Annotated in this window: 23 protein-coding genes and 2 riboswitches; of the genes, 15 read left to right on the top strand and 8 right to left on the bottom strand. The window is 68.0% G+C overall.

The window, feature by feature from the left end; genetic code table 11:
* Window positions 1-62: 62 nt before the first annotated feature.
* From ABD231_RS28835 to uvrB, 5 genes are all read left to right on the top strand, one after another.
* Window positions 63-1268 carry a PrsW family glutamic-type intramembrane protease gene (locus ABD231_RS28835; protein ID WP_344158716.1) on the top strand — a complete coding sequence of 402 codons (1206 nt, stop codon included), beginning with the start codon at window positions 63-65 and terminating at the stop codon, window positions 1266-1268.
* On the top strand, window positions 1265-2290 hold the full coding sequence (locus tag ABD231_RS28830; protein WP_344158714.1) for a hypothetical protein: 1026 nt from the start codon (window positions 1265-1267) through the stop codon (window positions 2288-2290). Before ABD231_RS28835 ends, ABD231_RS28830 begins: the two co-directional genes overlap by 4 nt.
* Window positions 2291-2331: 41 nt before the next feature.
* A complete protein-coding gene (locus tag ABD231_RS28825; protein ID WP_344158712.1) occupies window positions 2332-3141 on the top strand; it encodes a hypothetical protein in 810 nt (269 codons plus the stop codon).
* A 61-nt stretch (window positions 3142-3202) separates the two neighbouring features.
* A complete protein-coding gene (locus ABD231_RS28820) occupies window positions 3203-4006 on the top strand; it encodes a hypothetical protein (protein ID WP_344158710.1) in 804 nt (267 codons plus the stop codon).
* A 46-nt stretch (window positions 4007-4052) separates the two neighbouring features.
* Window positions 4053-6158 carry an excinuclease ABC subunit UvrB gene (gene uvrB, locus ABD231_RS28815; RefSeq protein ID WP_344158708.1) on the top strand — a complete coding sequence of 702 codons (2106 nt, stop codon included), beginning with the start codon at window positions 4053-4055 and terminating at the stop codon, window positions 6156-6158.
* 124 nt (window positions 6159-6282) lie between these two features.
* Here the strand turns inward: uvrB and ABD231_RS28810 are convergent, their stop codons facing one another.
* A complete protein-coding gene (locus tag ABD231_RS28810; RefSeq protein ID WP_344158706.1) occupies window positions 6283-6732 on the bottom strand; it encodes a hypothetical protein in 450 nt (149 codons plus the stop codon).
* An 83-nt stretch (window positions 6733-6815) separates the two neighbouring features.
* On the opposite strand from ABD231_RS28810, the gene ABD231_RS28805 reads away from it, so the two are divergent.
* On the top strand, window positions 6816-7076 hold the full coding sequence (locus ABD231_RS28805) for a hypothetical protein (RefSeq protein ID WP_344158704.1): 261 nt from the start codon (window positions 6816-6818) through the stop codon (window positions 7074-7076).
* A gap of 118 nt (window positions 7077-7194) precedes the next feature.
* Here ABD231_RS28805 and ABD231_RS28800 read toward each other — a convergent pair whose 3' ends face one another.
* A complete protein-coding gene (locus ABD231_RS28800; protein ID WP_344158702.1) occupies window positions 7195-8046 on the bottom strand; it encodes a nitrilase-related carbon-nitrogen hydrolase in 852 nt (283 codons plus the stop codon).
* A gap of 33 nt (window positions 8047-8079) precedes the next feature.
* Between ABD231_RS28800 and ABD231_RS28795 the strand changes: the two genes are divergently transcribed.
* The 3 genes from ABD231_RS28795 to ABD231_RS28785 all read left to right on the top strand — a co-directional run bounded on the left by ABD231_RS28795 (window position 8080) and on the right by ABD231_RS28785 (window position 10511).
* Window positions 8080-8427 (top strand): MmcQ/YjbR family DNA-binding protein, encoded by a 348-nt coding sequence (locus ABD231_RS28795; protein ID WP_344158701.1) that lies wholly within the window; start codon window positions 8080-8082, stop codon window positions 8425-8427.
* 69 nt (window positions 8428-8496) lie between these two features.
* Complete coding sequence (locus ABD231_RS28790) at window positions 8497-9234, top strand: SDR family NAD(P)-dependent oxidoreductase (RefSeq protein ID WP_344158699.1); 738 nt, start codon at window positions 8497-8499, stop codon at window positions 9232-9234.
* A 239-nt stretch (window positions 9235-9473) separates the two neighbouring features.
* Complete coding sequence (locus ABD231_RS28785) at window positions 9474-10511, top strand: TerC family protein (protein WP_344158697.1); 1038 nt, start codon at window positions 9474-9476, stop codon at window positions 10509-10511.
* 18 nt (window positions 10512-10529) lie between these two features.
* On the opposite strand, the gene ABD231_RS28780 is transcribed toward ABD231_RS28785, so the two are convergent.
* The 3 genes from ABD231_RS28780 to ABD231_RS28770 are packed head-to-tail and all read right to left on the bottom strand — an operon-like array spanning window position 10530 to window position 13245.
* Entirely contained in the window at window positions 10530-11399 is an 870-nt protein-coding gene (locus ABD231_RS28780; protein ID WP_344158695.1) for a C40 family peptidase, read from the bottom strand.
* Entirely contained in the window at window positions 11396-12454 is a 1059-nt protein-coding gene (locus ABD231_RS28775; protein ID WP_344158693.1) for a mandelate racemase/muconate lactonizing enzyme family protein, read from the bottom strand. The genes ABD231_RS28780 and ABD231_RS28775 overlap by 4 nt, the downstream gene beginning before the upstream one ends.
* Entirely contained in the window at window positions 12451-13245 is a 795-nt protein-coding gene (locus ABD231_RS28770) for a serine hydrolase (RefSeq protein WP_344158691.1), read from the bottom strand. Before ABD231_RS28770 ends, ABD231_RS28775 begins: the two co-directional genes overlap by 4 nt.
* Window positions 13246-13320: 75 nt before the next feature.
* Here ABD231_RS28770 and ABD231_RS28765 point away from each other — a divergent pair, with 75 nt between their 5' ends.
* The 3 genes from ABD231_RS28765 to ABD231_RS28755 are packed head-to-tail and all read left to right on the top strand — an operon-like array spanning window position 13321 to window position 15868.
* Window positions 13321-14247, top strand: coding sequence for a cobalamin biosynthesis protein (locus ABD231_RS28765; RefSeq protein ID WP_344158689.1), 927 nt, complete (start codon window positions 13321-13323; stop codon window positions 14245-14247).
* Window positions 14238-14921, top strand: coding sequence for a phosphoglycerate mutase family protein (locus tag ABD231_RS28760; RefSeq protein WP_344158687.1), 684 nt, complete (start codon window positions 14238-14240; stop codon window positions 14919-14921). Before ABD231_RS28765 ends, ABD231_RS28760 begins: the two co-directional genes overlap by 10 nt.
* Window positions 14912-15868 carry a DUF3500 domain-containing protein gene (locus ABD231_RS28755; RefSeq protein ID WP_344158685.1) on the top strand — a complete coding sequence of 319 codons (957 nt, stop codon included), beginning with the start codon at window positions 14912-14914 and terminating at the stop codon, window positions 15866-15868. The genes ABD231_RS28760 and ABD231_RS28755 overlap by 10 nt, the downstream gene beginning before the upstream one ends.
* A 2-nt stretch (window positions 15869-15870) precedes the next feature.
* On the opposite strand, the gene ABD231_RS28750 is transcribed toward ABD231_RS28755, so the two are convergent.
* A complete protein-coding gene (locus ABD231_RS28750; RefSeq protein ID WP_344158683.1) occupies window positions 15871-16293 on the bottom strand; it encodes a hypothetical protein in 423 nt (140 codons plus the stop codon).
* Between the two features lie 47 nt (window positions 16294-16340).
* Window positions 16341-16485, top strand: a riboswitch (cobalamin riboswitch).
* A 35-nt stretch (window positions 16486-16520) separates the two neighbouring features.
* On the opposite strand from ABD231_RS28750, the gene cobN reads away from it, so the two are divergent.
* From cobN to ABD231_RS28735, 3 genes are read left to right on the top strand one after another with little or no spacing between them, the layout of a single operon-like run.
* Window positions 16521-20228 (top strand): cobaltochelatase subunit CobN, encoded by a 3708-nt coding sequence (gene cobN, locus ABD231_RS28745; RefSeq protein ID WP_344158681.1) that lies wholly within the window; start codon window positions 16521-16523, stop codon window positions 20226-20228.
* A 12-nt stretch (window positions 20229-20240) separates the two neighbouring features.
* Window positions 20241-21002 carry a 5'/3'-nucleotidase SurE gene (gene surE, locus ABD231_RS28740; protein WP_344158679.1) on the top strand — a complete coding sequence of 254 codons (762 nt, stop codon included), beginning with the start codon at window positions 20241-20243 and terminating at the stop codon, window positions 21000-21002.
* A complete protein-coding gene (locus ABD231_RS28735) occupies window positions 20999-21871 on the top strand; it encodes an alpha/beta fold hydrolase (protein WP_344158677.1) in 873 nt (290 codons plus the stop codon). The genes surE and ABD231_RS28735 overlap by 4 nt, the downstream gene beginning before the upstream one ends.
* Here the strand turns inward: ABD231_RS28735 and ABD231_RS28730 are convergent.
* On the bottom strand, window positions 21863-22777 hold the full coding sequence (locus ABD231_RS28730) for a DUF559 domain-containing protein (RefSeq protein ID WP_344158675.1): 915 nt from the start codon (window positions 22775-22777) through the stop codon (window positions 21863-21865). The two genes, ABD231_RS28735 and ABD231_RS28730, sit on opposite strands and share 9 nt — an antisense overlap.
* A 152-nt stretch (window positions 22778-22929) precedes the next feature.
* Window positions 22930-23622: a 3-keto-5-aminohexanoate cleavage protein gene (locus ABD231_RS28725; RefSeq protein WP_344158673.1), complete on the bottom strand. Its 693-nt coding sequence runs from the start codon at window positions 23620-23622 to the stop codon at window positions 22930-22932.
* 76 nt (window positions 23623-23698) lie between these two features.
* Window positions 23699-23776, top strand: a riboswitch (cobalamin riboswitch).
* Window positions 23777-23831: the final 55 nt, after the last annotated feature.

Here is a 23831-nt window from a genome sequence, read left to right as displayed (position 1 = left end):
ATCGGTTGTACGAGAATCTGTCCGGTCCGAAAGCCCTGAAGTCCCGAAGTAGGGAGGATGGCGTGGTGTGTCCGCGCTGCAACTCTGACGTCCCCGAGGTCTCGCGGTACTGCCACCACTGTGGCAACGACCTGCGGTCCGGGGACACGGAGCGGAAGAACGCGTACGCGGCGAGGCCCGATGAGTCGGTCGCGTCGTTCAAGTTGGTCTCCACGATCATGCCGCAGGGCTCGGGTAAGCAGCCCTACACGTACAAGGTCGCACTCGGCATCGCGCTGCTGCTGACCGTCGTGACGGCCGCCCTCGGTGCGCTGCCGGTGGCGATCATGGTGGCGGCCTTCTCGGTGCCGATCGTCTACATCCTCTATCTGTACGACGTGAACCTGTGGGAGGACGAGCCGATCCCGGTCGTCGCGGCGGCCTTCGTGCTGACCGGCGTACTCGCGGCCGTCTTCACCTGGCTGTGGTCGGACAACATCGCGCTGTCCACCGACACCATCGGGTCGAACGACATCGGCCCGTCGGGGCGCGATCTGCTGATCCTGCTTCTGCTTGTGCCGGTCGTGTCGGAGCTCATCCGCCAGGTCGGCCCGCTCTACCTGGCCTCGCGGCCGCGGTACGACGACCTGATGGACGGCTTCACCTTCGGTGTCGTGGCCGGCGTCGGGTACGCGTGTTTCGAGACGCTCGTCCTGCACTGGGGCTGGATCAGCGGCGGCTTCGCCGGTCCGGGCAGCAGCGCCGGGACGTGGATCTCGATCGTGGTGCTGCACGGATTCATCAAGCCGCTGATCTACGGTTCGGCGACCGGCCTGGCCGGTGCGGAGTTCTCCGGCCTCGGCGCCGGGTACGACGGCTTCACGCCGCGCTGGGTGAGCGGTCTGCTCCAGGCCATCGTGGTGAACGCGCTGTTCCAGGGCGGTGTCTACCTGCTCGGTTTCGTCGGCGGCCACGGTTCGACGATCGGCGCCGTACTCGGTGTCGTCTGGGGCCTGTTGCTGCTGGGCGCGCTGATCATCCGGGTCCGGACCGTGCTGCACAAGGGCCTGCTCGAGGCCGCACTGGAGTCCGCCGCACGCGGTGGCTCCAACCACGCCTCCGGCGACCAGGCCTTCTGCTCGCGCTGTGAGATGCCGCTCCTGCCGCACTCGGACTTCTGCTCCGCCTGTGGCAACTCCGTCCGCTCGGTGCCGAAGTCGGCCCGTGGTGTGACCGCACCGGCGACAGCGAGTGGGTACGACGTGACGACTGGGGAGACGCAGGCATGAGCAACCAGCAACCTCCGTACGGACAGGGCCAGCCTCCGCAGGGTCCGCCGCCTGGCTACGGGCCGCAGGGCCAGCCGCCGCAAGGACCGCCGCCCGGGTACGGACCGCCTCCGCAGGGTCCGCCTCCCGGATACGGCCAGCCGCCGCAGGGGCAGCCCCCGCAGGGGCCGCCGCCCGGTTACGGTCCGCCTCCGCAGGGTCCGCCGCCTGGCTATGGCCAGCCGCCGCAGGGTCAGCCTGGCTACGGCCAGCAGCCCCAGGGGCAGCCGGGATACGGGCAGCAGCCGGGGCAATCGCCGTACGGGCAGCAGCCCTATCCGGGCCAGCAGCAGGGGTTCCCCGGGCAGCAGCAGGGGTACCCGGGACAGCCGCAGTACGGCGGCGGGGCTCCGCGGGGTAAGGGCAACAGCAAGATCCTGTACCTGGCCGGTGGCGGTCTGGTTGTCGTCGCGGTGATCGGCATCGTGCTCGCGCTGATCTTCGGTGGTGGCGACGACAAGAAGCAGGTCCAGCCGACCCCGACGGAAAATGGCGGCGGCGACAACGGCAACAGCCAGCCGGTCGACGAGGGCATCGAGGTCGGTGAAGGCGTCTTCGTGAAGCCGGCCACGGGCTACGTGCGCAAGGAACTGAAGGACTTCAAGGGCGTCTACCTGCTCAAGTCGGGTGAGGCCTACTTCATGGTCCAGGTGTTCAAGGCCGAAGGCGAGACGGCCGACACCGTCCTGCCGAAGCTGCTGACCGCCGAGACCAAGGCGCACACCTCGGTGAAGACCAAGGAGCCGGTCCGGATCACCCCGGGTGCGAACGACAAGACCCCGGTCAAGGTCGCCATCACGCAGTCCTACTCCGGTCTGTCGGCCGGTCAGCAGGGCAGCACCGAGGTCGTCGGCTTCGTCGGTGTGATCGAGCGCAACGACGGCGTCATCACGCTGGTCCGGGTGCTCGCCCGCAAGGACAAGGTCTCGACCGCGCAGCCGGACAGCACCGCGATGCTGCAGTCGGTGCTCAAGAGCCAGTGACCGGAAAACGCGACAAAGGGGCCGGGGACAGCAACCCGTGGGTGAGCAAACCCGGCCCCGACGAGGACCCAGCGGCAGCGCCGGCACCGGCGCTGCCGCCGTCCCCGTGGAACCTCGAGGTCCCACCAGGACCTCAGCAGCCTGACGGTCCGGCGACCGAGACGTCGTCCGCGTGGGGTGACAAGGTCGGTCCGCCGTCTCTGCGTCGTCCACCGCCTGTGAAGAAGGGCCCCCGGATCCCCCCGGTGCTGCTGCCGATCGGCGCCGGTCTGGTGGTCGTCGCGCTGGTCGCGGTGGCATTGGTGCTGCTGTCCGGCGGTGACAAGAAGGGCGCTGACCCGGTGCCCAGTACGACGCCGACGCCGACCACGCCGAGTACGTCGTACACGCCGCCGGCCGGTGCGATCCCGGTCGCGTTCGGAGTGTCCGTCGTACCGGTCCCGGGCTGGAGTGTGCTGGAGACCGAGAAGCAGGGCAAGGAGCTCGTCACCTACGCACCGAACGGTGAGGCGCGGGCGTTCTTCTGGGTCCGCCAGAAGGAGAACGTGACCGCGAAGGCGTACCTGCTCGCGATCATCGAGGGCGAGACCGAGAACGAGATCGCCAAACTCGGTGACGAACGGAACCTGCCGTGCCCCAAGGACGTCCTGGAGGAGTGCATCGCGATGAGCTACACCTCCACGGCCAAGGACAAGGCCGGGCAGGACGTCGCCGTACAGGGCTATGTGGAGGTCTACCTGCGCAAGGACAAGGTGGCCACCGCACTGGACTTCCGGACCCGCACCGACTTCGCGCCGAAGGCCGAGGCGGACGCCGCCCAGATGAAGACGTCGGTTCTCGACAGTTTCTGATACCTTCCCCGCCCCACCACCCCGGTCTTGTGCCGAACCCCCGACACCACGAGGAACAGCTATGAGTCAGCAGTACGGACCACCTCCGGGCCCGCCGCCGGCCGCCGCACCCGGTGGCTGGGGCAGCGGCCCCGGTGGCGCGGGACCCGCGGGTCCCGGCGGCTGGGGGCCGGGTCCTGGCCGCCCGCAAGGCCGGCCGGCCAAGTCGAACCGGTCGCAGTTCATCATCATCGGCTGCGCGGTGCTCGCGATCGTCCTGGTCGCGGTCGGCGTCGTCCTGCTGGTGACCGGCGGTGGCGACGACAAACCGGTCGCGGAGCAGACCCCGGACGCGCCCGGCACCATGTACACGCCGCCGGCGGACTCGAAGCCGGACGACTCCAAGGGGCCGAACGACGTCGGTGTCGAGGTCGGCCGCGGGATCTGGTTCACGCCGGCCAAGGGCTGGCTGCCGGACCCGAAGTCGAAGACGCAGTCCGGGAAGAACTACATTCTGCAGCAGTTCAACGTCCGCGGCCTGATCGACGGGTACTACTGGGTCCGCCAGACCGAGCTGTACGACGCGAAGGGGTTCGCCGAGCACCTGGTCGACGTCGAGTCGAACGGGATGCAGAACGTGGTGATCGGCAAGGGTGAGGTCTGCAAGCCGGCCAACGAGGCGATCAAGACCTGCTACGCGCTGAACTACACCGCCAAGATCAAGACCAGCAAGAACGGCCTGATCGACTACAAGGGCTTCGTGACGGCGTACGCGGACAAGTTCGACCGGGTCACCGCCACCGACGCGGGTCTCGAGGCGCGGGTCTACGAGCGGCGCTTCAACCAGCTGCAGTCGATGAACGCGAGCGTTGAAAAGAGCTTCTGACCAGGGCTTTCAGTTTTTGTCGGCGGCGCCACGTACGGTTGGACCCATGAGACAGGTCTCGGATCTCCAGCGTATGGTGGCGCCGCTCAAGGTGGTGTCCGACTTCGATCCGGCCGGTGACCAGCCGGCCGCGATCGCGGAGCTCGAGCGGCGGATCAACGCCGGCGAGCAGAACGTCGTACTGCTGGGCGCCACTGGTACGGGTAAGACGGCGACGGTCGCCTGGCTGGCGGAGAAGATCCAGCGGCCGATGCTGATCCTGCAGCCGAACAAGACGCTGGCCGCGCAGTTCGCGACCGAGCTGCGGCACTTCTTCCCGGAGAACGCGGTCGAGTACTTCGTCTCGTACTACGACTACTACCAGCCCGAGGCGTATGTCCCGCAGACGGACACCTACATCGAGAAGGACTCCTCGATCAACGAGGAGGTCGAGCGGCTGCGGCACTCGGCGACTTGGTCGCTGCTGACCCGGCGGGACGTGGTCGTGGTGGCGACCGTCTCCTGTATCTACGGCCTGGGCTCCGCCGACGAGTACCTGAACCGGATGATCCACGTGAAGGTCGGCGCCGAGATGGACCGCGACGGTCTGCTCCGCAAGCTGGTCGGCGTGCAGTACGCGCGCAACGACCTGGCCGGCACTCGCGGCACGTTCCGGGTCCGCGGCGACACGCTCGAGGTCTTCCCGGTCTACCAGGAGCTCGCGGTCCGGGTGGAGTTCTTCGGTGACGAGATCGAGCGGCTGATGACGCTGCACCCGCTCACCGGTGAGGTCCTGAGCGAGGAGAACGAGCTCTATATCGGCGCCGCGACGCACTACGTGACGGCGCCGGAGAAGATGGAGCGCGCGATCACCTCGATCGAGGCCGAGCTGGCCGAGCGGCTGGCTGAGCTCGAGCGCGGGGGCCAGTTGCTGGAAGCCCAGCGGCTGCGGATGCGGACGACGTACGACATCGAGATGATGCGCCAGATCGGCACGTGTTCCGGCATCGAGAACTACTCCCGGCACACCGACGGCCGCGAGGCCGGCACCGCGCCGCACTGCCTGCTGGACTACTTCCCCGAGGACTACCTGCTCGTCATCGACGAGTCGCACGTGACGGTCCCGCAGATCGGCGGGATGTACGAGGGCGACATGTCCCGCAAGCGCACCCTGGTCGAGCACGGCTTCCGGCTGCCGTCGGCGATGGACAACCGCCCGCTGCGCTGGGAGGAGTTCCTGGAGCGGATCGGCCAGACCGTCTACCTGTCCGCGACCCCGGGGCAATACGAGCAGGACAAGTCCGACGGCTTCGTCGAGCAGCTGATCCGCCCGACCGGCCTGATCGACCCCGAGGTCATCGTCAAGCCGACCAAGGGCCAGATCGACGACCTGATCCACGAGATCCGCCTGCGCGTCGAGCGCGACGAGCGGGTCCTGGTCACCACCCTGACCAAGAAGATGTCCGAGGACCTCACCGACTACCTGCTGGAGATGGGCATCCGGACCAGGTACCTGCACAGCGAGGTCGACACCCTCCGCCGCGTCGAGCTGCTCCGCGAGCTCCGAATGGGCGAGTACGACGTCCTCGTCGGCATCAACCTGCTCCGCGAAGGCCTCGACCTCCCCGAGGTCTCCCTGGTCGCCATCCTCGACGCCGACAAGGAAGGCTTCCTCCGCTCCGGCCGCTCCCTGATCCAGACCATCGGCCGCGCCGCCCGCAACGTCTCCGGCCAAGTCTTCATGTACGCCGACAAGATCACCCCGTCCATGGAACAAGCCATCGACGAAACCAACCGCCGCCGCGCGAAACAGATCGCCTACAACACCGAGATGGGCGTAGACCCGCAGCCCCTCCGCAAGAAGATCGCCGACATCACCGACATGCTCGCCCGCGAAGACGCCGACACCGCCGAACTCCTCGGCTCCGGCCGAACCCAGTCCCGCGGCAAAGCCCCCGTCCCCGGCGCCGGCAAAGGCCGAGCCGGCGAAAAGGCAAGGGAGCTGGCCGGCGGCCTCCCTTCCTCCGACCTAGCCGACCTAATCCAGCAACTAACCGACCAAATGCACAACGCCGCCGCCGAACTCCAGTTCGAAGTAGCCGCCCGCTACCGAGACGAAATCTCCGAACTCAAAAAGGAACTCCGCCAAATGACCAACGCCGGCGCCAAGTAGCGCCATGGCACCGGCAGAATCAGCTGTGTAGGCCCGGCCAGGTGTTGGAGTACTCAGCTGGCATTGCCCGGAGTCTCGCAGGCCCCGGCCGACATCTTCGGGCCGGCCGGGGGGAGCGGGGCGACTAGACCGAGTTCAGGCAGATCGGGATCGCGATCGTACTGGCAGGCTTGGTGCGATCGGGCTGGTGGAAGAACTGACCGCAGTACTGGGTACCGGCCGGGGCGTTCTGAGGCGCCTGGAGACCTTCGTTGAACCCTTGCTGCCCGTGCCAGACACCCGTGTAGAACGAGCCATCGCTGCCCGTGACCCGGGTGTACCCGGCCAGCGGCTGGGCGGCATCGTTCTCCTTTGTCCCGACCACGACCTCCCACCAGTTCGCGTCGTACGGGCAGACGGTGATCTTGATGACCCCGTTCAAACCGAACCCGAGAGGCTGCTCCCGACTCTGGCACTCAGCCGCCGGCGCCGCAGCGGTGCGCTGTGACCCGACAGCGACCCCACCGGACGCAGCAGCCAACCCGACCGCGGCGACCGCGGTGACGAGACGACGTGACATCGCCCTCAACTTCATATTCCCTCCAACACTCGTGGTCCCAGAAGTCCACCCGGAGCCGGCCTGGCCCGCAACAGATTCGACCCTGTTGCAAACCGCACATGTTGCAGTTCTACGCAGAGAACCACGAGGAGTTCACCGGCAACCGAGACCTCGCCAGCATCCGCGCGCTGCACCCGGAACTGCAGTCCTTCGACACCTGGCTTGACCTGCACAAAGATGCCCTCAAGGCCGCCCTGAAGGGGCCGTTGGCTGCTTCGAAGCCGTCGCGGCCGCCGAGGATAGCGCCGGTGGTGCTGGTGTACTCGTCGGTGATGTTCGGCCGCGGGTTCGTGATGCCGCCCATCCAGTCCATGGCGTGATTCGGGCCGGCCACGAATCCGTCGAGCGATATCGTGAAGTGCCAAAGCACCTTGCCCGCGGCGGTCTGCGGCTCGGTGTCCGGAAGTGCAGTCATCAGAATCTCCTGCCGTCTTGGTGTTAGGTACGGCGGGTCTCGTCGACCGTTAGCGTGAAGATGTCGGGGCGGCTGTAGTGGCCGACCGGGTCGAAGTCGAAGACGGCTCGATCGCGGTCGCCTAGGTCCAGTTCGGCGAGGAGGACGGTTTCGCCGGTGCGGGCTGGGCCGGCGAGGATTTCGCCGAGGGGGTTGATGATGGTGCTGCCGCCGTTGATGAGGCCTTCGACGTACTGGTTGGCGCTGATCACGAAGCAGCGGCCTTCGAGGGCGACGTGGCGCATCGTCGCCTGCCACTGGTCGCGGTCGTCGACGGTCGGGGCACACCAGATCTCGACGCCCTTCGCGTACATGCTCTGCCGGAACAGCGGCATGTAGTTCTCCCAACAGATCGCCGCACCCAGTACGCCGTACTGAGTCGGTACGGCGGCCATCGTCGAGCCGTCGCCCTGTCCCCAGAGGTACCGCTCGGCCGCGGTCGGCATCAGCTTGCGGTGTTTGGCGACGAGACCGGGGGTGAAGAACAACGCGGTGCAGTACAGCGTCCCGCCGTCCCGCTCGATCACTCCAGCCACCAGGTCCACCTTCAGCTCGGCGGCCAACTCCGCCAGCCGCGCAGTATCCGGTCCCGGTACGGCGATCGCCGCCTCCCGATAGCGCAGGAACTGCTGACGCCCTTCCGCCGACCGCGATCCCACCGTCACCCCGAAGTCCATCCCCTTCGGATATCCACCCAGGAACGCCTCCGGCAACACCACGAGTCGCGCGCCGCCCGCCGCGGCCTCACGCACGTAGTGCTCCGCCTTCACCAGCGTCGCCGCCGTATCGAACAACACCGACCCCGCCTGCACCGCCGCCACCACGACTGAGTTCATGCTGAGGAGCGTAGATCGAGAGAGGATGGCGGGATGAGCCAATTGAGCCGGAACGACGTGCTGGAGTACTGCCTGGGTAAGCCGGGCGCCTGGCAGGACGAGCCGTGGGACGGCGACGTGGTGGCGAAGGTGGCCGAGAAGATCTTCGTGTTCATGGGGACAGACAGCGTCGGCCTGAAATGTGGCGCCAACCGCGATGAGGCCGACGAGTTGGTGGCGGCTTATCCCGAGGATGTTTCGAAGATGCCTTATATCGGGCGGTCGGGGTGGAACACGGTTCGGTTCGGTGGCGGCGTACCGGATGACGAGGTGTTCGAGCTGATCGATGCGTCGTACGACACCGTGGTGTCCAAGCTTCCCAAGAGTCGGCGGCCGGTCTGATCTGAGCAATTTCGGGGGAGTGGTCGGCGAGTCGAGGCAGGCGTTGAGGGGCGAATTTAGCCTCGGGGAATGACTGAGTTGTGGGGGAAGAAAGCACTTGTGACCGGGGCTACGTCGGGGATCGGGCGGGCCATTGCGCAGAGTTTCGCGAAGGCCGGGGCCGAGGTGGTGGTCACCGGTCGGCGGGCTGAGCAGGGCGCCGAGACGGTGGAGCTGATCACCGCGGCCGGGGGACAGGCGACGTACGTGCAGGCTGATTTCAGTGACATGGCCGAGGTCGAGCGGTTGGCGCAGCTGGTCGGTGACGTGGACATCCTGGCCAACAACGCCGGGTATTACCCGATGGTCCCGACCACCGCGCTCACCCCCGACGAATATCAACGCATCTACGACGTCAACCTGCGCAGCGCCTACTTCCTGACCGCCGCGCTCGCACCGCGGATGGCCGCCACAGGCGGCGGGACGATCGTCAACACGTCCTCGATCGGCGCCCGGATCGGCCTGCCGGTCGCGGCCGCGTACAGCGGGACCAAGGCAGCGCTGGAGTCGATGACCCGGTCGTGGGCGGTCGAGTTCGGACCGTCCGGCGTGCGGGTCAACGCCGTCTGCGCGGGTGGGGTCCGGACCGAAGCGCTGCTGTCGATCATGCCGGAGGAGGCGCTCGCCCAGAGCAGCGCGCCGGCGCCGCTGGGACGGATCGGTACGCCGGAGGAGATCGCCGAGGTGGTGTTGTTCCTCGCGTCCCCGCGGTCGAGTTTCGTCACCGGTGCGGTGATTGTCGCGGATGGTGGGTACAGCGTTCCGTAACAGTTCGTGACTATTCCCGGAGCGCCGTGTGATGATTTCGACAGGCGGACACGGTGTCCTGGATTTGGAGTCTGGGTCGGCGACCCGTCAGACTAGGGGTGAAGAAGGGGAGTATTCCTTCGCGGCGGCATCGTCATCACGGCCGTGGGTCCGTCCCACGCCCGGTGCCCCCGGTCGGCCACGTGGTCGGCGGAAGAGACCTTCGGAGTCCTGTCTCAGCTGCACTCCGGAGGTTACGCATGCACGTTGCTGACTACGTTTGGTACATCACGGTCGGTCTACTGCTCGCTCTGCTGGCTTTCGACGTGTTCGTGATCGGCCGCCGCCCGCATGAACCCACCACCCGTGAGTCCGCGATCGCGATCGCGTTCTACGTCGGTCTGGCCGTCGTCTTCGGGCTCGGTGTCTGGGTCTTCTCCGGCGGTCAGTACGCCGGTGAGTTCTTCGCCGGGTGGCTGACCGAGTACAGCCTCAGCGTCGACAACCTCTTCATCTTCCTGATCATCATGTCCAGGTTCGCGGTGCCGAGGAAGTATCAGCAGACCGCGTTGCTGGTCGGCATCATCCTGGCGCTGGTCTTCCGCGGCGTCTTCATCGCCGTCGGAGCCGCGGCGATCAACGAGTTCTCCTGGGTCTTCTACCTGTTCGGCGCGTTCCTGGTCTACACCGCGGTCCACCTGGCCAAGCAGGGTGAGAACGACGATGACGACTACAAGGAGAACGCGGTCATCCGGTTCGCGAAGAAGCGGCTGAAGGCGACCGACGAGTACAACGGCGTCAAGCTGACAGTGGTCCAGAACGGCAAGCGCCTGGTCACCCCGATGGCGATCGTCATCATCGCGCTCGGTACCACCGACCTGCTGTTCGCGCTGGACTCGATCCCCGCGATCTACGGCCTCACCCAGGAGCCCTTCCTGGTCTTCACCGCCAACGTCTTCGCCCTGATGGGTCTGCGGCAGCTGTACTTCCTGCTCGGCGACCTGCTGCGCCGCCTGGTCTACCTGTCGATCGGCCTGTCGGTGGTGCTCGCGTTCATCGGTGTGAAGCTGGTCCTGCACGCGATGCACGTGAACGAGTTGCCGTTCATCAACGGCGGTCACCACATCGAGTGGGCTCCGGAGATCCCGATCTGGTTCTCGCTCGGCTTCATCATCGTCACGCTGGGCATCACCACGGTCCTGAGCCTGCGCAAGTCCCGCAATCAGCCGGCCGCGGTCGAGGCCAAGGACGACTCCGCTCAGGACGAGGTCCCGGCCCCGGACGCGCACAAGGCCTGAGTCAGAAGCACCCAGCAGTCAGAAACGCGCCGCGGCGACCAACGTCGTACGGCGCTCGTCGGGAAGCGGTTCGTCCTCGAGCCGCTTCCCGGTCTCTGACGCGTGCAGCATCCCGGTGGGGGAGACGAACCCGACGTGATGCACGACCTGGCCCGGGCGGGCGAAGAAGTACAGGTCGCCGGGCTGCGCGTCGTCGATCGGCACGTTCTCCAGCGTGTCCGCCTGATCATGCGCATCCCGCGGGATCCGCAACCCGAGCACCCGGCTGACGGTGTGCGTCAGCCCGGAGCAGTCCAGCCCGTACGCCGACGTGCCGCCCCACAGGTATTCCAGCCCAAGGAACTGACCGCCGAGCCGCAGCCGATCCTCCGCGGTCGAGGGCTCGGCCACTGAGCGCAGTACGTCGTTCGCCAGCCAGCCTGACCCACCATCCGGAGTGGCAACCCGCGTGTACCCGCCCGCCTGCTCAACCGAGGCCAGCACGGTGCCGAACGACAGCGTCATGACCGGTGCACCAACCGCCGGCTCCGCGAGCAGCGGTGCAGTCGGCACGGTCACGGCGACCGGATCGGTCGCACTGCTCGGCAGCTCACCCAGATGGCTCGACGGCACCCAGCCCGGGTACCCGAGCTCGTCCTTGGACGACGGCTGCCACGGCGCAACGATCTCCGACCAGCCATCGCGCTCGGTGCGGACCAGCACCGGCTCTGCGAAGAGCAGCTGGGACAGCGTCCGGCCGTGCAGGCCGAGGCGGCTCTCGCGGTCCATCGACTTCGCCCACGCAGCCACATCGGGCTGCGCGGCAGTGGCGGGCGCGTCGATCTCGCGGGGCGCGTCCGGTTCGGTCCACACCGTGCTGATCGGGACCTTGGCGGCGACAAGCTTCATACCGACAAGCCTGTCACGCCGAGACCAGGCTCAAACGGAAGTCGGATCAGCGCGCCGTTGTACCGGATCCCGCCGGTCACCGGTGCGTCACGCAGCCACCACGCCGCGTCGAGATCGTTGACCGCGGAGGTCGGGTAGGCCGCGACCAGAGCGGCTGCCGCACCAACCCCGACGTGGCTCTCCATCATCGAGCCGACGATCGTCCGGATGCCGTGCTCCCGGGCGAGTTCGAGCAGGGTCCGGGCCGGCGCGAGTCCGCCACATTTGGCCAGCTTCACGTTGACCATGTCGGCGGCGCCATGCCGAATCACCGCCACGAGATCGCGGACGCCGTACACGGACTCGTCGGCGAGGATCGGCGTACCGACTCGGTCGGTGACCCACGCCATCCCCTCGAGGTCAGCGGCGACGACCGGCTGCTCGACCAACTCCAGGTCGCAGTCCTCCAGTGCGTTGATGGCGTTCACCGCGTCGCGGCGCGACCAGCCTTGGTTCGCGTCCAGCCGCAACCGCGGTCCCGGTCCGATCGCGTCCCGCACCCGGCGGACGCGCTCCACATCGGCGGCCGCGTCAGTCCCGACCTTCACTTTCAGTACGTCGAACCCGTCAGCGACCCGTGCCTTCGCGGCGGTCGCAAGTGCGTCGGCGTCGCCGACCGAGAGCGTCACGTCGGTTTGGACCGTGTCGACGGTCGAGCCGAGGAAGCCGTGCAGGCTGACGCCAAGTCGTCGGGCAGCGAGGTCGTGCAGGGCGGTATCGACCGCGCCTTTCGCGCCGAAATTCCCGGCGACCGCGTTCTGCACGCGACGCAGGGCCTCGGTGAGGTCATCCGGGCCGAGGCCGTCCAGCGCGGCGGTGATCGGTCCCTCGACACAGGCCTGCGCGCCGGCGAGCGATTCGCCGGTCACCTTCCAGACCTGCGGAGCCTCGCCCCAACCGCTCAGCGAACCGTCGCTGAGCTCGACCAGGAGTGAGTCGGCGTGCGTCGCAGTCCGGAGTGCGGTGATGAAGGGAGTGTGCAGCGGCGCGGAGATCAGATGGGTGGTGAGTTTCATCGGATCGCTCCCAGGTCGTGCCGGTGGTTCCACGCCTCCAGCGCAATCTCCGCGATCAGTTGCTGGGCGCGGGCGTCCGGCAGGTCGGACGTCGTACAGACGACGAGGACGAACGGGTCCGCGTCCGAGGGCCGGACGATCCCACCATCGTGCCGGATCCGGGTGTCCCAGCCGTTCTTGTGCTCGACGCGCGTGCCGGGTGGGAGCAGTGCCGGGATCTCGCCCTTCCACTGGTTGGCCGCGAGCAGGTCGCGAAGGTATTCGTTGCTCACCGCAACGAGTACGCCGGCCAGCCCGGCCGGGCTCATCTCGTTGCTGATCCCGGCCGCCTGGGCCGCGCGGTCGTCGATCCCGCGCCGGATCGCGCTGGCGCCGTCGCCGTACTCGGCCAGCACGGCGTGGGCCGCGTCGATGCCGACCTGTTCGAGCACGAGGTTGGTGGCCAGGTTGCTGGACACCGTGATCATCTCGGTGGCGAGCCAGCCGAGCGGCACCTTCGTGCCGAGCTTGGTCCAGGTGGCCGGCGCCTCGTCCTCATCCGGATTCACGCCGAACCGCCCGCCCGCCTGCGAGGCGAAGTCGTTGTGCACCAAGACCGGCTGATCGAGCGTGAGCTCACCGGCCGCGATCTTGCGCTGCATCGCCATCGCCACCGGCAGCTTCATCGTGCTGGCCGAGTAGTGCGTCCGCCCCGCTTCGTGCTCGAACACCGGCGTCCCGTCGGCCCGCCCCAACCACACCCCGAACTCGCCGCTCCCGTCGACCGCCGCGAGCAGTTCCGCAATCGCCATAGCACTCACCTTCGCACATATCTTTCCAGGCCCATATTCGACCCCGCACATTTGTTTCCTGGCAGACTTCTGCGGGTGTCCACCAGTTTCGGCTTGCTGCTCGGCTTCGTCGCCGACCGGGTCCTTGGCGATCCTCGGCGGTTCCACCCGGTCGCGGGTTTCGGGCAAACCGCGACCCGGCTGGAGTCACGCCTGTACGCCGACTCGCGGGCGGCCGGTACGGCGTACACGACTGTCCTGGTCGGTACGACGGCGCTGGCGGGAGTCGCGGTCGAGCGGCTGACCCGGGAACGGCCCGTCGTACACACGCTCGTCACGGCCGCCGCCACGTGGACCGTGTTGGGCGCTCGGAGTCTGGACCGCGAGGCCGAGACGATGGCCGGGTTCCTGGAGGCGAAGGACATCCCGGCCGCGCGGGATCGGCTCAGCTACCTGTGTGCCCGGGACGCGACCACCCTCGAGTCGGATGAGCTGGCGCGTGCGACGGTCGAGTCGATCGCGGAGAACACCTCGGATGCGTGTGTGGCACCACTCGTGTGGGGTGGTGTGTTCGGTGTGCCCGGCCTGCTGGCCTACCGCGCCGCCAACACGCTCGACGCGATGGTCGGGTACCGGTCCCCGAAGTACGCGAACTTCGGGTGGGCTTCGGCACGACTGGACGATCTTGTGAACCTCCTGCCGGCGCGGGTGTGCGCCGTACTGACTGGAGTGGTGGCTGAGCGGTGGAGCGAGGCACGGCGGGTGTGGAAACGCGATGCGGCGCAGCACCCGAGTCCCAACGCCGGTCCGGTCGAGGCGGCCTTCGCTGGTGCACTTGGGCTGTCACTGGGTGGGACGAACAGCTACGGGTCCTATAGCGAAGACCGTGGCACGCTGGGGGACGGGCCGACGCCGACGGTCGCGGATGTTCGCCGTACGGCGGCTCTGGCGCGGCGAGTCGGTATCGCCGCGGCGGGTGCGGCCGCGATCCTGGCAGTTGCGAGAGGACGGTTATGGGACTGAGCCGACGGCCGATGCGGATCGCGCTGATCCGGCACGGCGAGTCCGAGGCGAACCTGGACAAGTCGATCTACGAGCGGGTCCCGGACCACTCCGTCGCGCTGACCGCGCACGGCTGGGAGCAGGCGGCCAAGGCCGGGCGTGAGCTGCGGGAGCTGTTCGACAACGAGCCGATCCGGGTTTACGTGTCGCCGTACCTGCGCACACTGCAGACACTCAAAGGACTCGAGCTCGACGACCTGATCGGGATCGCACGGGAGGAGCCGCGGCTGCGGGAGCAGGACTGGGCGAACTTCCAGGACACCGAGGACATCGAGCGGCAGGAACGGTTGCGCGACTCGTACGGGCACTTCTTCTACCGGTTCACGCATGGTGAGTCGGGGTCGGACGTGTACGACCGGGTGTCGAGTTTCCTGGAGACCATGCACCGTGACTTCGAGCAGGCGGATGCGCCACGCAACGTGCTGCTGGTGTCACACGGGCTGACCATGCGGCTGTTCTGCATGCGGTGGTTCCACTGGTCGGTCAAGTACTTCGAGACGCTGCGGAACCCGGCCAACGCAGAAACCCGGGTGCTGCTGCGTCAGCCCGACTACCGTTACAAGCTGGACCGGCCGTTCGAGCGCTGGACGACCGCACATGAGCCCACTGACTTGGAGCGAGCAGCGTGGTTGTAGAGCAGACCCGGGAAGCGGCCATCGACCTGCTGCGGAGTCTGAGCCCGGAGCAGCGGGCGTTGGCTCAGGCGGCGTTCGACACACCGGATCACCAGGAGTGGACCTATCTGCCGGGGGACCGGCCGGGACTGCCGTTGTCGTCGCTGACACCCGCACAACAGCAGTTGGCGCTCCGGCTGATCGCACTGGGCTGCAGTGAACGCGGTCTGGCCGATTCACTCGCCGTACTGGACGCAGAGGTGCTCCTGCGCGGTATCCCGGCGCTGCCGGAGTCAGGGGACTGGGAGGGCACTGTCCTGGGCGGCCGCTACTACCTGCGGATCCTGGGTGACCCCGCCGGCTTCGAACCGTGGGCCTGGCGACTGAACGGTCACCACCTGGCAATCCACCTGACTCTGGTCGACGGTGCGATCTCTTTCACACCCTCGTTCATCGGCTCTAACCCGGCCACCGCCCCATCGGGCCGCCGCTTCCTGGCCGGCGAGAGCGACCTGGGCTTCCAACTCCTGCACGCCCTAGACGACAGCCAGCGCGCAGTCGCAGTCGTCTCACCCGATGCTCCCGACGACATCCTCACCCGTCACGACCCGGTAGCCGACCCGTCCCTGCTACACCGCGGCCTGGCGTACGGCGACATGACCGCCGACCAGCGTCAGATCCTCAGCCTCCTCGTCGGCCAGTACGTCGGCCGCGCAGCCGGCCCCATCGGCCTCCAGACCTGGCAAGACCTGACCGAACAAGGCATCGAGAACCTCACCTTCGCCTGGGCCGGCGAAACCACCCCCGGCCCCGGCCGGCGCCACTACTACTCCCTGGCCGCCCCCACCTTCCTGGCCGAGTACGACAACACCCAGGACAACGCCAACCACATCCACTCCGTCTGGCGCTCCCACCGCTCCGACTGGGGCACCGACCTCCTAGCCGCCCACTACGCCGCCCACGGCTGAGGTCACCAAACCCGGCGCTCACCCTTGCTCAGCCCGAACTGGCCCAGCTCGACCCTGCGCCGCAGCCGCTTTCGCCGGTACGGCGCCACGACGGCCAACGCGATCCCGTCCCGGTGCTCGGCCTCGACGCGGATCCCGTCGGTCCAGCCGTCCTCGTCGATCTGGACGTCCGCGACCACCGCTACCGCGACGAGGTCGTCACGCTGCGCGCGTAGCCCGGCCCACAGCACCTCGAAGACCTTGGCGGTGTCCGGTTCGTCGGCCATCTCGATCGATCCCTCGCCGGCCGCGTCCATGCTGAGCGAGAACGGGGCGAACCCGCCCTGTTTGCCGACCTGCTGCTCGGCTAGCTCGAGCGCCGTACCGAAGAGGCCGTCGAGAGCTTCCTGAGCCCGCTGCGAGGCTGCGTCGCGCCAGGATTCCATGGGTGGTGCCGCCTTCTGGTCGAAGTGATGTGTTCCGCATCCTGCCAATCGACGGGGTCGGATAGGGTGCAGGCGTCAAGCGACAGCTGTGCAGGAACCCGGTGTGAGTCCGGGGCGGTCCCGCCACTGTGACCTACCGGCGATGAACAACGCCGCGGGGAGTCAGGAACTGCTGCTGTCGCACCTCCGGCCGGGGCGTGGATACCCCCAGGAAGGACCGGTTCAGCGTGCCCGCGAACCTGTTGCTGTTGTCGACTGCCGACACCGATCTCTTGGCCGCGGCGGAGGCGGAGGCCGGCTGGAAGGTCGCGAACCCGGCCCGCCTGGAGCTGTCTGAACTCGCTCCGTTGCTGAATACCGCTCAGATCGTGGTGGTGCGGCTGCTGGGTGGCAAACGCGCCTGGGAGGAGGGGCTGGACGCCGTACTGGCCTCCGGGAAGCCAGCCGTGGTGGTCAGCGGTGAGGCGGCTCCTGATGCGGAGCTGATGTCGCTGTCGACTGTGCCTGCGGGTGCGGTGACCGAAGCGCTGGCTTACCTGCGGGAGGGCGGCGCGGACAACCTCCGGAACCTGGCCGGCTTCTTGAGCGACACCATCCTGCTCACCGGCGACGAATTCGACCCGCCTGCTGCACTCCCGGCGTACGGGGTGCGGGGGACGTTTGTCGAGGACGACCGGCCGGTGGTCGGGATCGTGTACTACCGCGCGCATGAGATCGCGGGGAACACGGCGTTCGTCGACGCGCTCGCGGCTGCGGTCTCTAAGGCCGGTGCGCAACCGCTGCCCGTCTACTGTGGGACGCTGCGCGGGCTGGACCCGACAAGCGCTGAGAACGCCGGACTGTTCGAGCTGCTGCGCAAATGCGACGTGCTGGTCACCACGCTGCTCGCAGCCGGTGGATCGGTCGCAGCGAACGCCAGCGCCGGTGGTGCGGACGACGCCTGGGACGCTGGAGCGCTCGCGTCACTCGACATCCCGCTGATCCAGGGGCTGGCGCTGACCTCGACGCGTGAGCAGTGGCTGGCCAGCGACGCGGCGATCAGTCCGCTCGACGCCGCCACGCAGGTCGCGATCCCCGAGTTCGACGGCCGGATCATCACCATCCCGTTCTCCTTCAAGGCGTATGACGCCGACGGGCTGGCCCGCTACGCGCCGGACCCCGAGCGGTGCACCCGGCTGGCCGGGATCGCGGTCGCGCACGCCCGCCTGCGGCACGTCCCGGTGGCCGAGAAGAAGCTCGCGCTGGTGCTCTCGTCGTACCCGACCAAGCACGCCCGGATCGGCAACGCGGTCGGTCTCGACACCCCGGCTTCGGCGGTCCAACTGCTCGGCAAGCTCGAGGAGGCCGGGTACGACCTCGGCGGGCTCGACCTTAGTGAGTTGCAAGGGGCTGATGGTGCGGACGGGCTGATCCACCGGCTGATCGCGGCCGGCGGTCACGATGTCGACTGGCTGACCGACGAGCAGCTGGCGTCCGCGGTCGCGACGATCCCACTGTCGACGTACTCGACCTGGTTCGCGCGCGTTCCCGAAACGTTGCAGGAGGCAATGACCGAGGCCTGGGGCTCAGCGCCGGGATCTTTGTACGTCGACAACTCCGGCCCCGAACCCGCGATTGCGCTGGCCGCGCTCCGATTCGGCAACGTCGTACTGATGATCCAGCCACCGCGTGGCTTCGGCGAGAACCCGGTCGCGATCTACCACGACCCCGACATGGCGCCGTCGCACCACTACCTGGCGGCGTACCGGTGGTTGGAGAACGCTCCGGCCGATGGCGGCTTCGGGGCGCATGCGGTCGTGCACCTCGGTAAGCACGGGACGCTGGAATGGCTGCCTGGCAAGGGAATCGGGATGGCCGCCGACTGCGCGCCGGACGCCGTGCTCGGCAACCTGCCGATGGTCTACCCGTTCATTGTCAACGACCCGGGCGAGGGCACGCAGGCGAAGCGGCGGGCGCATGCGGTCGTCGTCGACCACCTGGTGCCGCCGATGGCGCGGGCCGAGACGTACGGCGACATGGCCAAGCTGGAGTACTTGCTCGACGAGTACGCGACCGTCCAGGCGCTCGACCCCGAGAAGGTGCCGACGCTGCGGGCGCAGATCTGGACGCTGATCCAGGCGGCCCAGTTGCACCACGATCTGCACACTGACGAGAAGCCGGAGGACGACGACTTCGACGAGTTCGTCCTGCACCTCGACGGCTACCTGTGCGAGATCAAGGACGTGCAGATCCGCGACGGACTGCACATCCTCGGCGGTGTCCCGGCCGATGAAGCGCGGATCAACCTGGTCCTCGCCGTACTGCGGGCGCGGCAGCTGTGGGGCGGTTCGTACTCGATCCCCGGTCTGCGGACCGCGCTGGGGGAGACCTTCGGTGTCGACGAGGCCGAGCTGCTCGCGAACCCGGGTCTCGCCGCCGAGCTGTCCTCGTTGGCGACGCTGGCCGATCTTCCCGCAGTGAGTGGTGCGGATGGCGTCGACATCCTGGAGGCGGTCGCGCGCAAGCTGGTCGTCGCGATGGAGACTCTGAGCTGGGATGCGTCGAAGGTCCCGGTCGTCGTGACCGAGGTGATCGGCCGGTCGTCGGCCGGGGTCGAGTCCTCGCTGACCTTCGCAGCAACTGAGGTGGTTCCGCGCCTGAACCGCACGGATGACGAGCTGACGAACGTACTGCGCGCGCTGGACGGTCGCTTCGTCGAAGCCGGCCCGTCGGGTTCGCCGACCCGCGGTCTGGTGAACGTGCTGCCGACCGGCCGGAACTTCTACGCCGTCGACCCGAAGGCGATCCCGAGCCGGAACGCCTGGGATGTCGGTGTCGCGCTGGCCGACTCATTGCTGGCCCGGCACAAGTCCGAGACAGGGGAGTGGCCGCGTTCGGTCGGCCTTACCGTCTGGGGTACGTCGGCGATGCGGACCCAGGGCGATGACCTGGCCGAGGTGTTGTGGCTGCTCGGCTGCCGCCCGGTCTGGGACGAGGCGTCCCGTCGCGTCACCGGGTTCTCGGTGGTCCCGCTGGAAGAGCTGGGGCGGCCGCGGATCGACGTGACGATCCGCATCTCCGGGTTCTTCCGGGATGCGTTCCCGCACGTGGTGTCGCTGCTCGACGAAGCGGTCCGGACGGTTGCGGCGCTGGACGAAGATGCCGCCGACAACTATCTGCGGGCCCATGTCGACGATGACGTTGCCGCGGGCAACGACGTACGGTCGGCCACGGCTCGGGTCTTCGGATCCAAGCCGGGCTCGTACGGTGCCGGGTTGCTGCCGCTCGTGGATGCGCGGAACTGGCGGACCGACGCCGAACTGGCCGAGGTGTACGCGGTCTGGGGTGGGTACGCGTACGGCAAGGATCTCGACGGCGCCGAGGCGCGCGGGTCGATGGAGCGTGCGTACGCGCGGATCCAGGTCGCGGCGAAGAACGCGGATACCCGTGAGCACGACATCATGGATTCCGACGACTACTTCCAGTACCACGGCGGCATGATCGCGATGGTGCGGCACCTGACCGGTACGAATCCGAAGGCCTATGTCGGCGACTCCGCCGTACCGGCGCAGGTCAAGACGCGGACGCTGGAAGAGGAGACCAAGCGAGTCTTCCGGGCGCGCGTGGTGAACCCGCGGTGGATGGCCGCGATGCGGCGGCACGGGTACAAGGGCGCCTTCGAGATGGCGGCGACCGTGGACTACCTCTTCGGGTACGACGCGACCGCGGGCGTGGTCGACGACTGGATGTACGAGACGCTCACCACCGAGTACGTCGCCGACCCGGAGATGGCCGAGTTCTTCCGCAAGTCCAACCCGTGGGCACGGCACGGGATCGCCGAGCGGCTGCTCGAAGCCGCTCAGCGTGGACTCTGGTCCTCTCCGAGTGATGAGGCGTTGGAGACCCTGCGGAACGCAGTCCTTGAGACGGAGGGTGACATCGAGGACCGCGGCTGATTGGGTGGACGTATGGCGCGGATCCTGATCACCAACGATGACGGTTTCCAGGCACCCGGGATCCGCGCACTCGCGCCGGTGATCGCCTCACTCGGGCACGAGGTCTCGGTGATCGCGCCGCTGGACGACCAGAGCGGTTTCGGTTCGGCCCGGGTCGGGACTGTCAACCGCCCGATCCAGACCGTCGTCGAGGAAGAGGGCGGCATCAGCTACCGCGGGGTCGCCGGGACACCGGCCCTCGCGGTGACGCTCGCCACGGTCGGCGCGTTCGGGCCGGCGCCGGACTTGGTGTTGTCGGGAATCAACCGCGGGCACAACATCGGCGTACCGATCTTCCACTCGGGGACCGTGGCTGCGGCGTTGACCGCGGCGGGTCAGGGGATCTCCGGGGTCGCGGTCAGCATCGAAGGCGCGGCCCCGACGAACTGGATAACCGCGGCGACGATGGCCGGTGAAGCCCTCGCCTGGATCGCCGCCGAGCCGGTGGGAACCGTGCTCAGTCTGAATGTTCCGGACCGCCCGATCGACGAACTGGCCGGCGTACGGCACGCGACGCTGACCCCGATCACGCGCGAGCGTCTGGTTGCGACCACTGCCCCGACCGGCGAGCCGATGATCACGGTCGCGCCGCCGCGCCCCGACCCGCCGGCCGGGACCGACGAGGCGCTGCTGCGCGCCGGCTACGTCACCGTCAGCCCGCTGATCGGCATCCGCGTGCTGCCGGATGACGACGCCGCGATCGCGCTGGCGAAGCGGCTGTCGTCGTACCGATGAAGGTCAACGGCACCAACCTGTACGTCTCGGAGTACGGGTCGGCTGATTCGCCGCCGCTGCTGTTCATTCACGGTCATGGCGGTGGCTACCACTGGACGCAGTGTCAGGGCTCGCGACTCGGCACTGCGTTGCACGTGATCGCGCCGGATCAGCGCGGTGTCCTGCGGTCGGATCCGACCGAGCTCGAGATCCGGATGGACATCCTGATCGACGACTTCGAGGCACTCCGCCTTGCGTTAGGTATCGACCGGTGGGCGATCCTCGGCCACTCGGCAGGCGGCAACTACGCTGTCGAATACGCGATCCGGCACCCCGACTCCGTCACCGCCGTCGTCTTCGACTGCCCCTGCTGGGACTTCGACGCCAACGACCGCCACCGCCTCCCCATCTTCGCCGCCCTCTACGACCAGGCCGGCGACCCAGCCAGCGCAGCCCGCTGCCGCGAACTAGCCGCCCTCCCACGCCGCCTGACCCCGGCCGACAAAACCTACGAACTCGCCTTCGGCCTAGGCGAAGCCTTCCAGGACTTCTCCTGGTACGACCCCACCAACCGCCCCGCCTTCGAACAACTAGGCCGCAACGCAGGCTTCACCGACGAAATGTGGTCCCGCGCCTACAGCCACCTCCCAACCCTCACCGACCTCTACACCTCCAAACTCGACCGCCTAGCCGACATCCCCCACCCCACCCTCCTCATCAGAGGCACCAAAGACCCAGCCGACCCCCACTCAGTCCACACCTACCGCAACACCGGCCGCCCAGCCGTCACCTTCGCCCACTCCGGCCACTTCCCCCACTTCGAACAGCCAGCCCTGTATGCCGAGACTGTTCTGACCTTCCTAACGACAGGAGGTGTCGCCTCAGGCTGACCGCAGGAAGGTGCGCCCCCGGTTCCGGGCGGTGGGTGCTAGGTCTATATGTCCTGTTCTTAGAGCGATTGCCTGCCTGATGACGTCGATCACCCACACCGGATCCCGCAGAACCTGGTGATAGGTGAAGCGCAGCACCAGCCAGCCGGCGGCGACGAGATTGTCGTAGCGGCGGCAGTCTGCCGCGTAGTCCGGTGCCGACCCATGGAACTCGTAGCCCTCGGCCTCGAGCGCGATCCGAAGCACTCGGTGACCGAGGTCGACTCGCATCCGGATCCCGTCGTGCTCGATCTGTACCTGAAGCTCGAAGCCTTCGATGCCGGCCTCGATGAGCAGGCTCCGCAGGACGGATTCCAGGAAGCTCTCGGCCAGTGCACTGGCGGCTGTCGCGACCCGAAGTGCCATCGGGCACCCCGCGCCGCGCATAGCGGCGATCGCTGAGTTCAGCTCGCTCGAGTTGAGGTTGCCGGATCGCAGCGCGGCATCGGCGATGGCGAGGGCCTGTCCGAACGGCAGGATCCGGCAGCAGTCGACGACGGTACGGTCCAGCCCGGTGACCCGGTGCCGCCGCTCGTCAGCGGAGACTTCCGCCCAGTGCAGGACAGCCGGCCGACCGGCTCGTGGCCGGCGCTTCGCGGGAACGATGATGTGCGGCTTGTCCGGTAGAACCAGGAGAGGCAACCGCCAGAGGGCCGCGGCGCTCAGATAGGCGACCACGCCGTCGTAGGCGAGGGCAGCCAGCTTTGCCGGCTCAAGGGTTGGCAAGGCATAGACGCCGCGAGCGATCCGCTCGACCTCGCCAAGGCGGACGGCAGCGTTCAGGTGATGCCGGGTGGTCACGCGGATCAGCTCAGCAGTTGTCGCTGAGCCACCCGACCGGGCGAGGAAATCGGATACGGAGTGCACCTATCGATGGTGACGGAAAGTCAACCGCCGGGGCTGAAGTTATCCACAGGCCTCCGTGCGACAGGACGTATACGTCCACTGCGGGCGGCCGAGGGGAAGCGGCAGGCTGGGGTGGCTGGGTAGTAGGTCTATACGTCCTGTTCTTCGGCGGATCAAAGCAAGCTGAGGAGGTGGGCGGTCGAGGTGGCTGGTTCGCCGGTGGGGGTGGTGAGGGTGTCTTCTAGGCCTAGGCGGAGGTGGTGGGCTTGGGAGCGGGCCCAGTGGAGGGTTGGCCAGGTCCAGTGGGATTCGCCGTGGACGAGGATGGGGGTGTTGGTGGCGGGGAGGGCGGCGAGGATGGATTGGGCGGCGGTGGGGCCGTCGGGGCCGGGGGAGATACCGGGGATGGCTTCGATCAGGATGCGGTGGGTGGGGCCGGACCACGCCAGGTAGGTGGCGGCGGCTTGGGCGGTGAAGAGGCCGGCCTCTACGGCGATTCCTCGGGACAGGAGGAGGTCGGCGACCTGGGCGGCGCCGGGTTCGTGGAAGTTGACGCTCGCGAAGTCGGGGCCGGGGTACCACTCGGCGATCAGGCGGAGGCGTTCGGTGAGGTCGGGGACGATCGGTTCGCGGGTCGAGACGCCGAGGGGGACGCCTGGGCAGGCGGTCTGGACTGCTTCGACGGCGGCGCGGAGGTCGGGCCAGTGCAGGCTTTCCCGTTCGTCGGCGCCGCGGGGGTGGATGTGCAGGGCGTCGGCTCCGGCTTGTACGGCGGCCGCGGCGGCTTCGGCGAGTTCGGCCGGGGTGATGGGGACACCGGGGTGCTCGGCGCGGGTGCGGTCACCGTTCAGGCAGGCCTTGATCATGCGGTCAGGGTAGGTGTGAACCTGGTCGCTGAGCGGCGGGGCGGGGTGTGCCATGATCGAGCGGACAGGTGTGGAGGAACACCGGTGACCGGGTGCAGACCCGGAAGTCCGGGGCGGTCCCGCCACTGTGACCGGGAGACCGGAAGCCAGGACATCCACACCCTGTCCGCCGCGGTCCCCGTGGCGTACCAGCTGCCGAAGCGGGCGTG

The organism is Kribbella yunnanensis, assembly GCF_039529655.1.
Taxonomy (GTDB): domain Bacteria; phylum Actinomycetota; class Actinomycetes; order Propionibacteriales; family Kribbellaceae; genus Kribbella; species Kribbella yunnanensis.
Note: the sequence above shows the minus strand (reverse complement) of the source record. Positions and strands in the feature narration are given on the sequence as shown.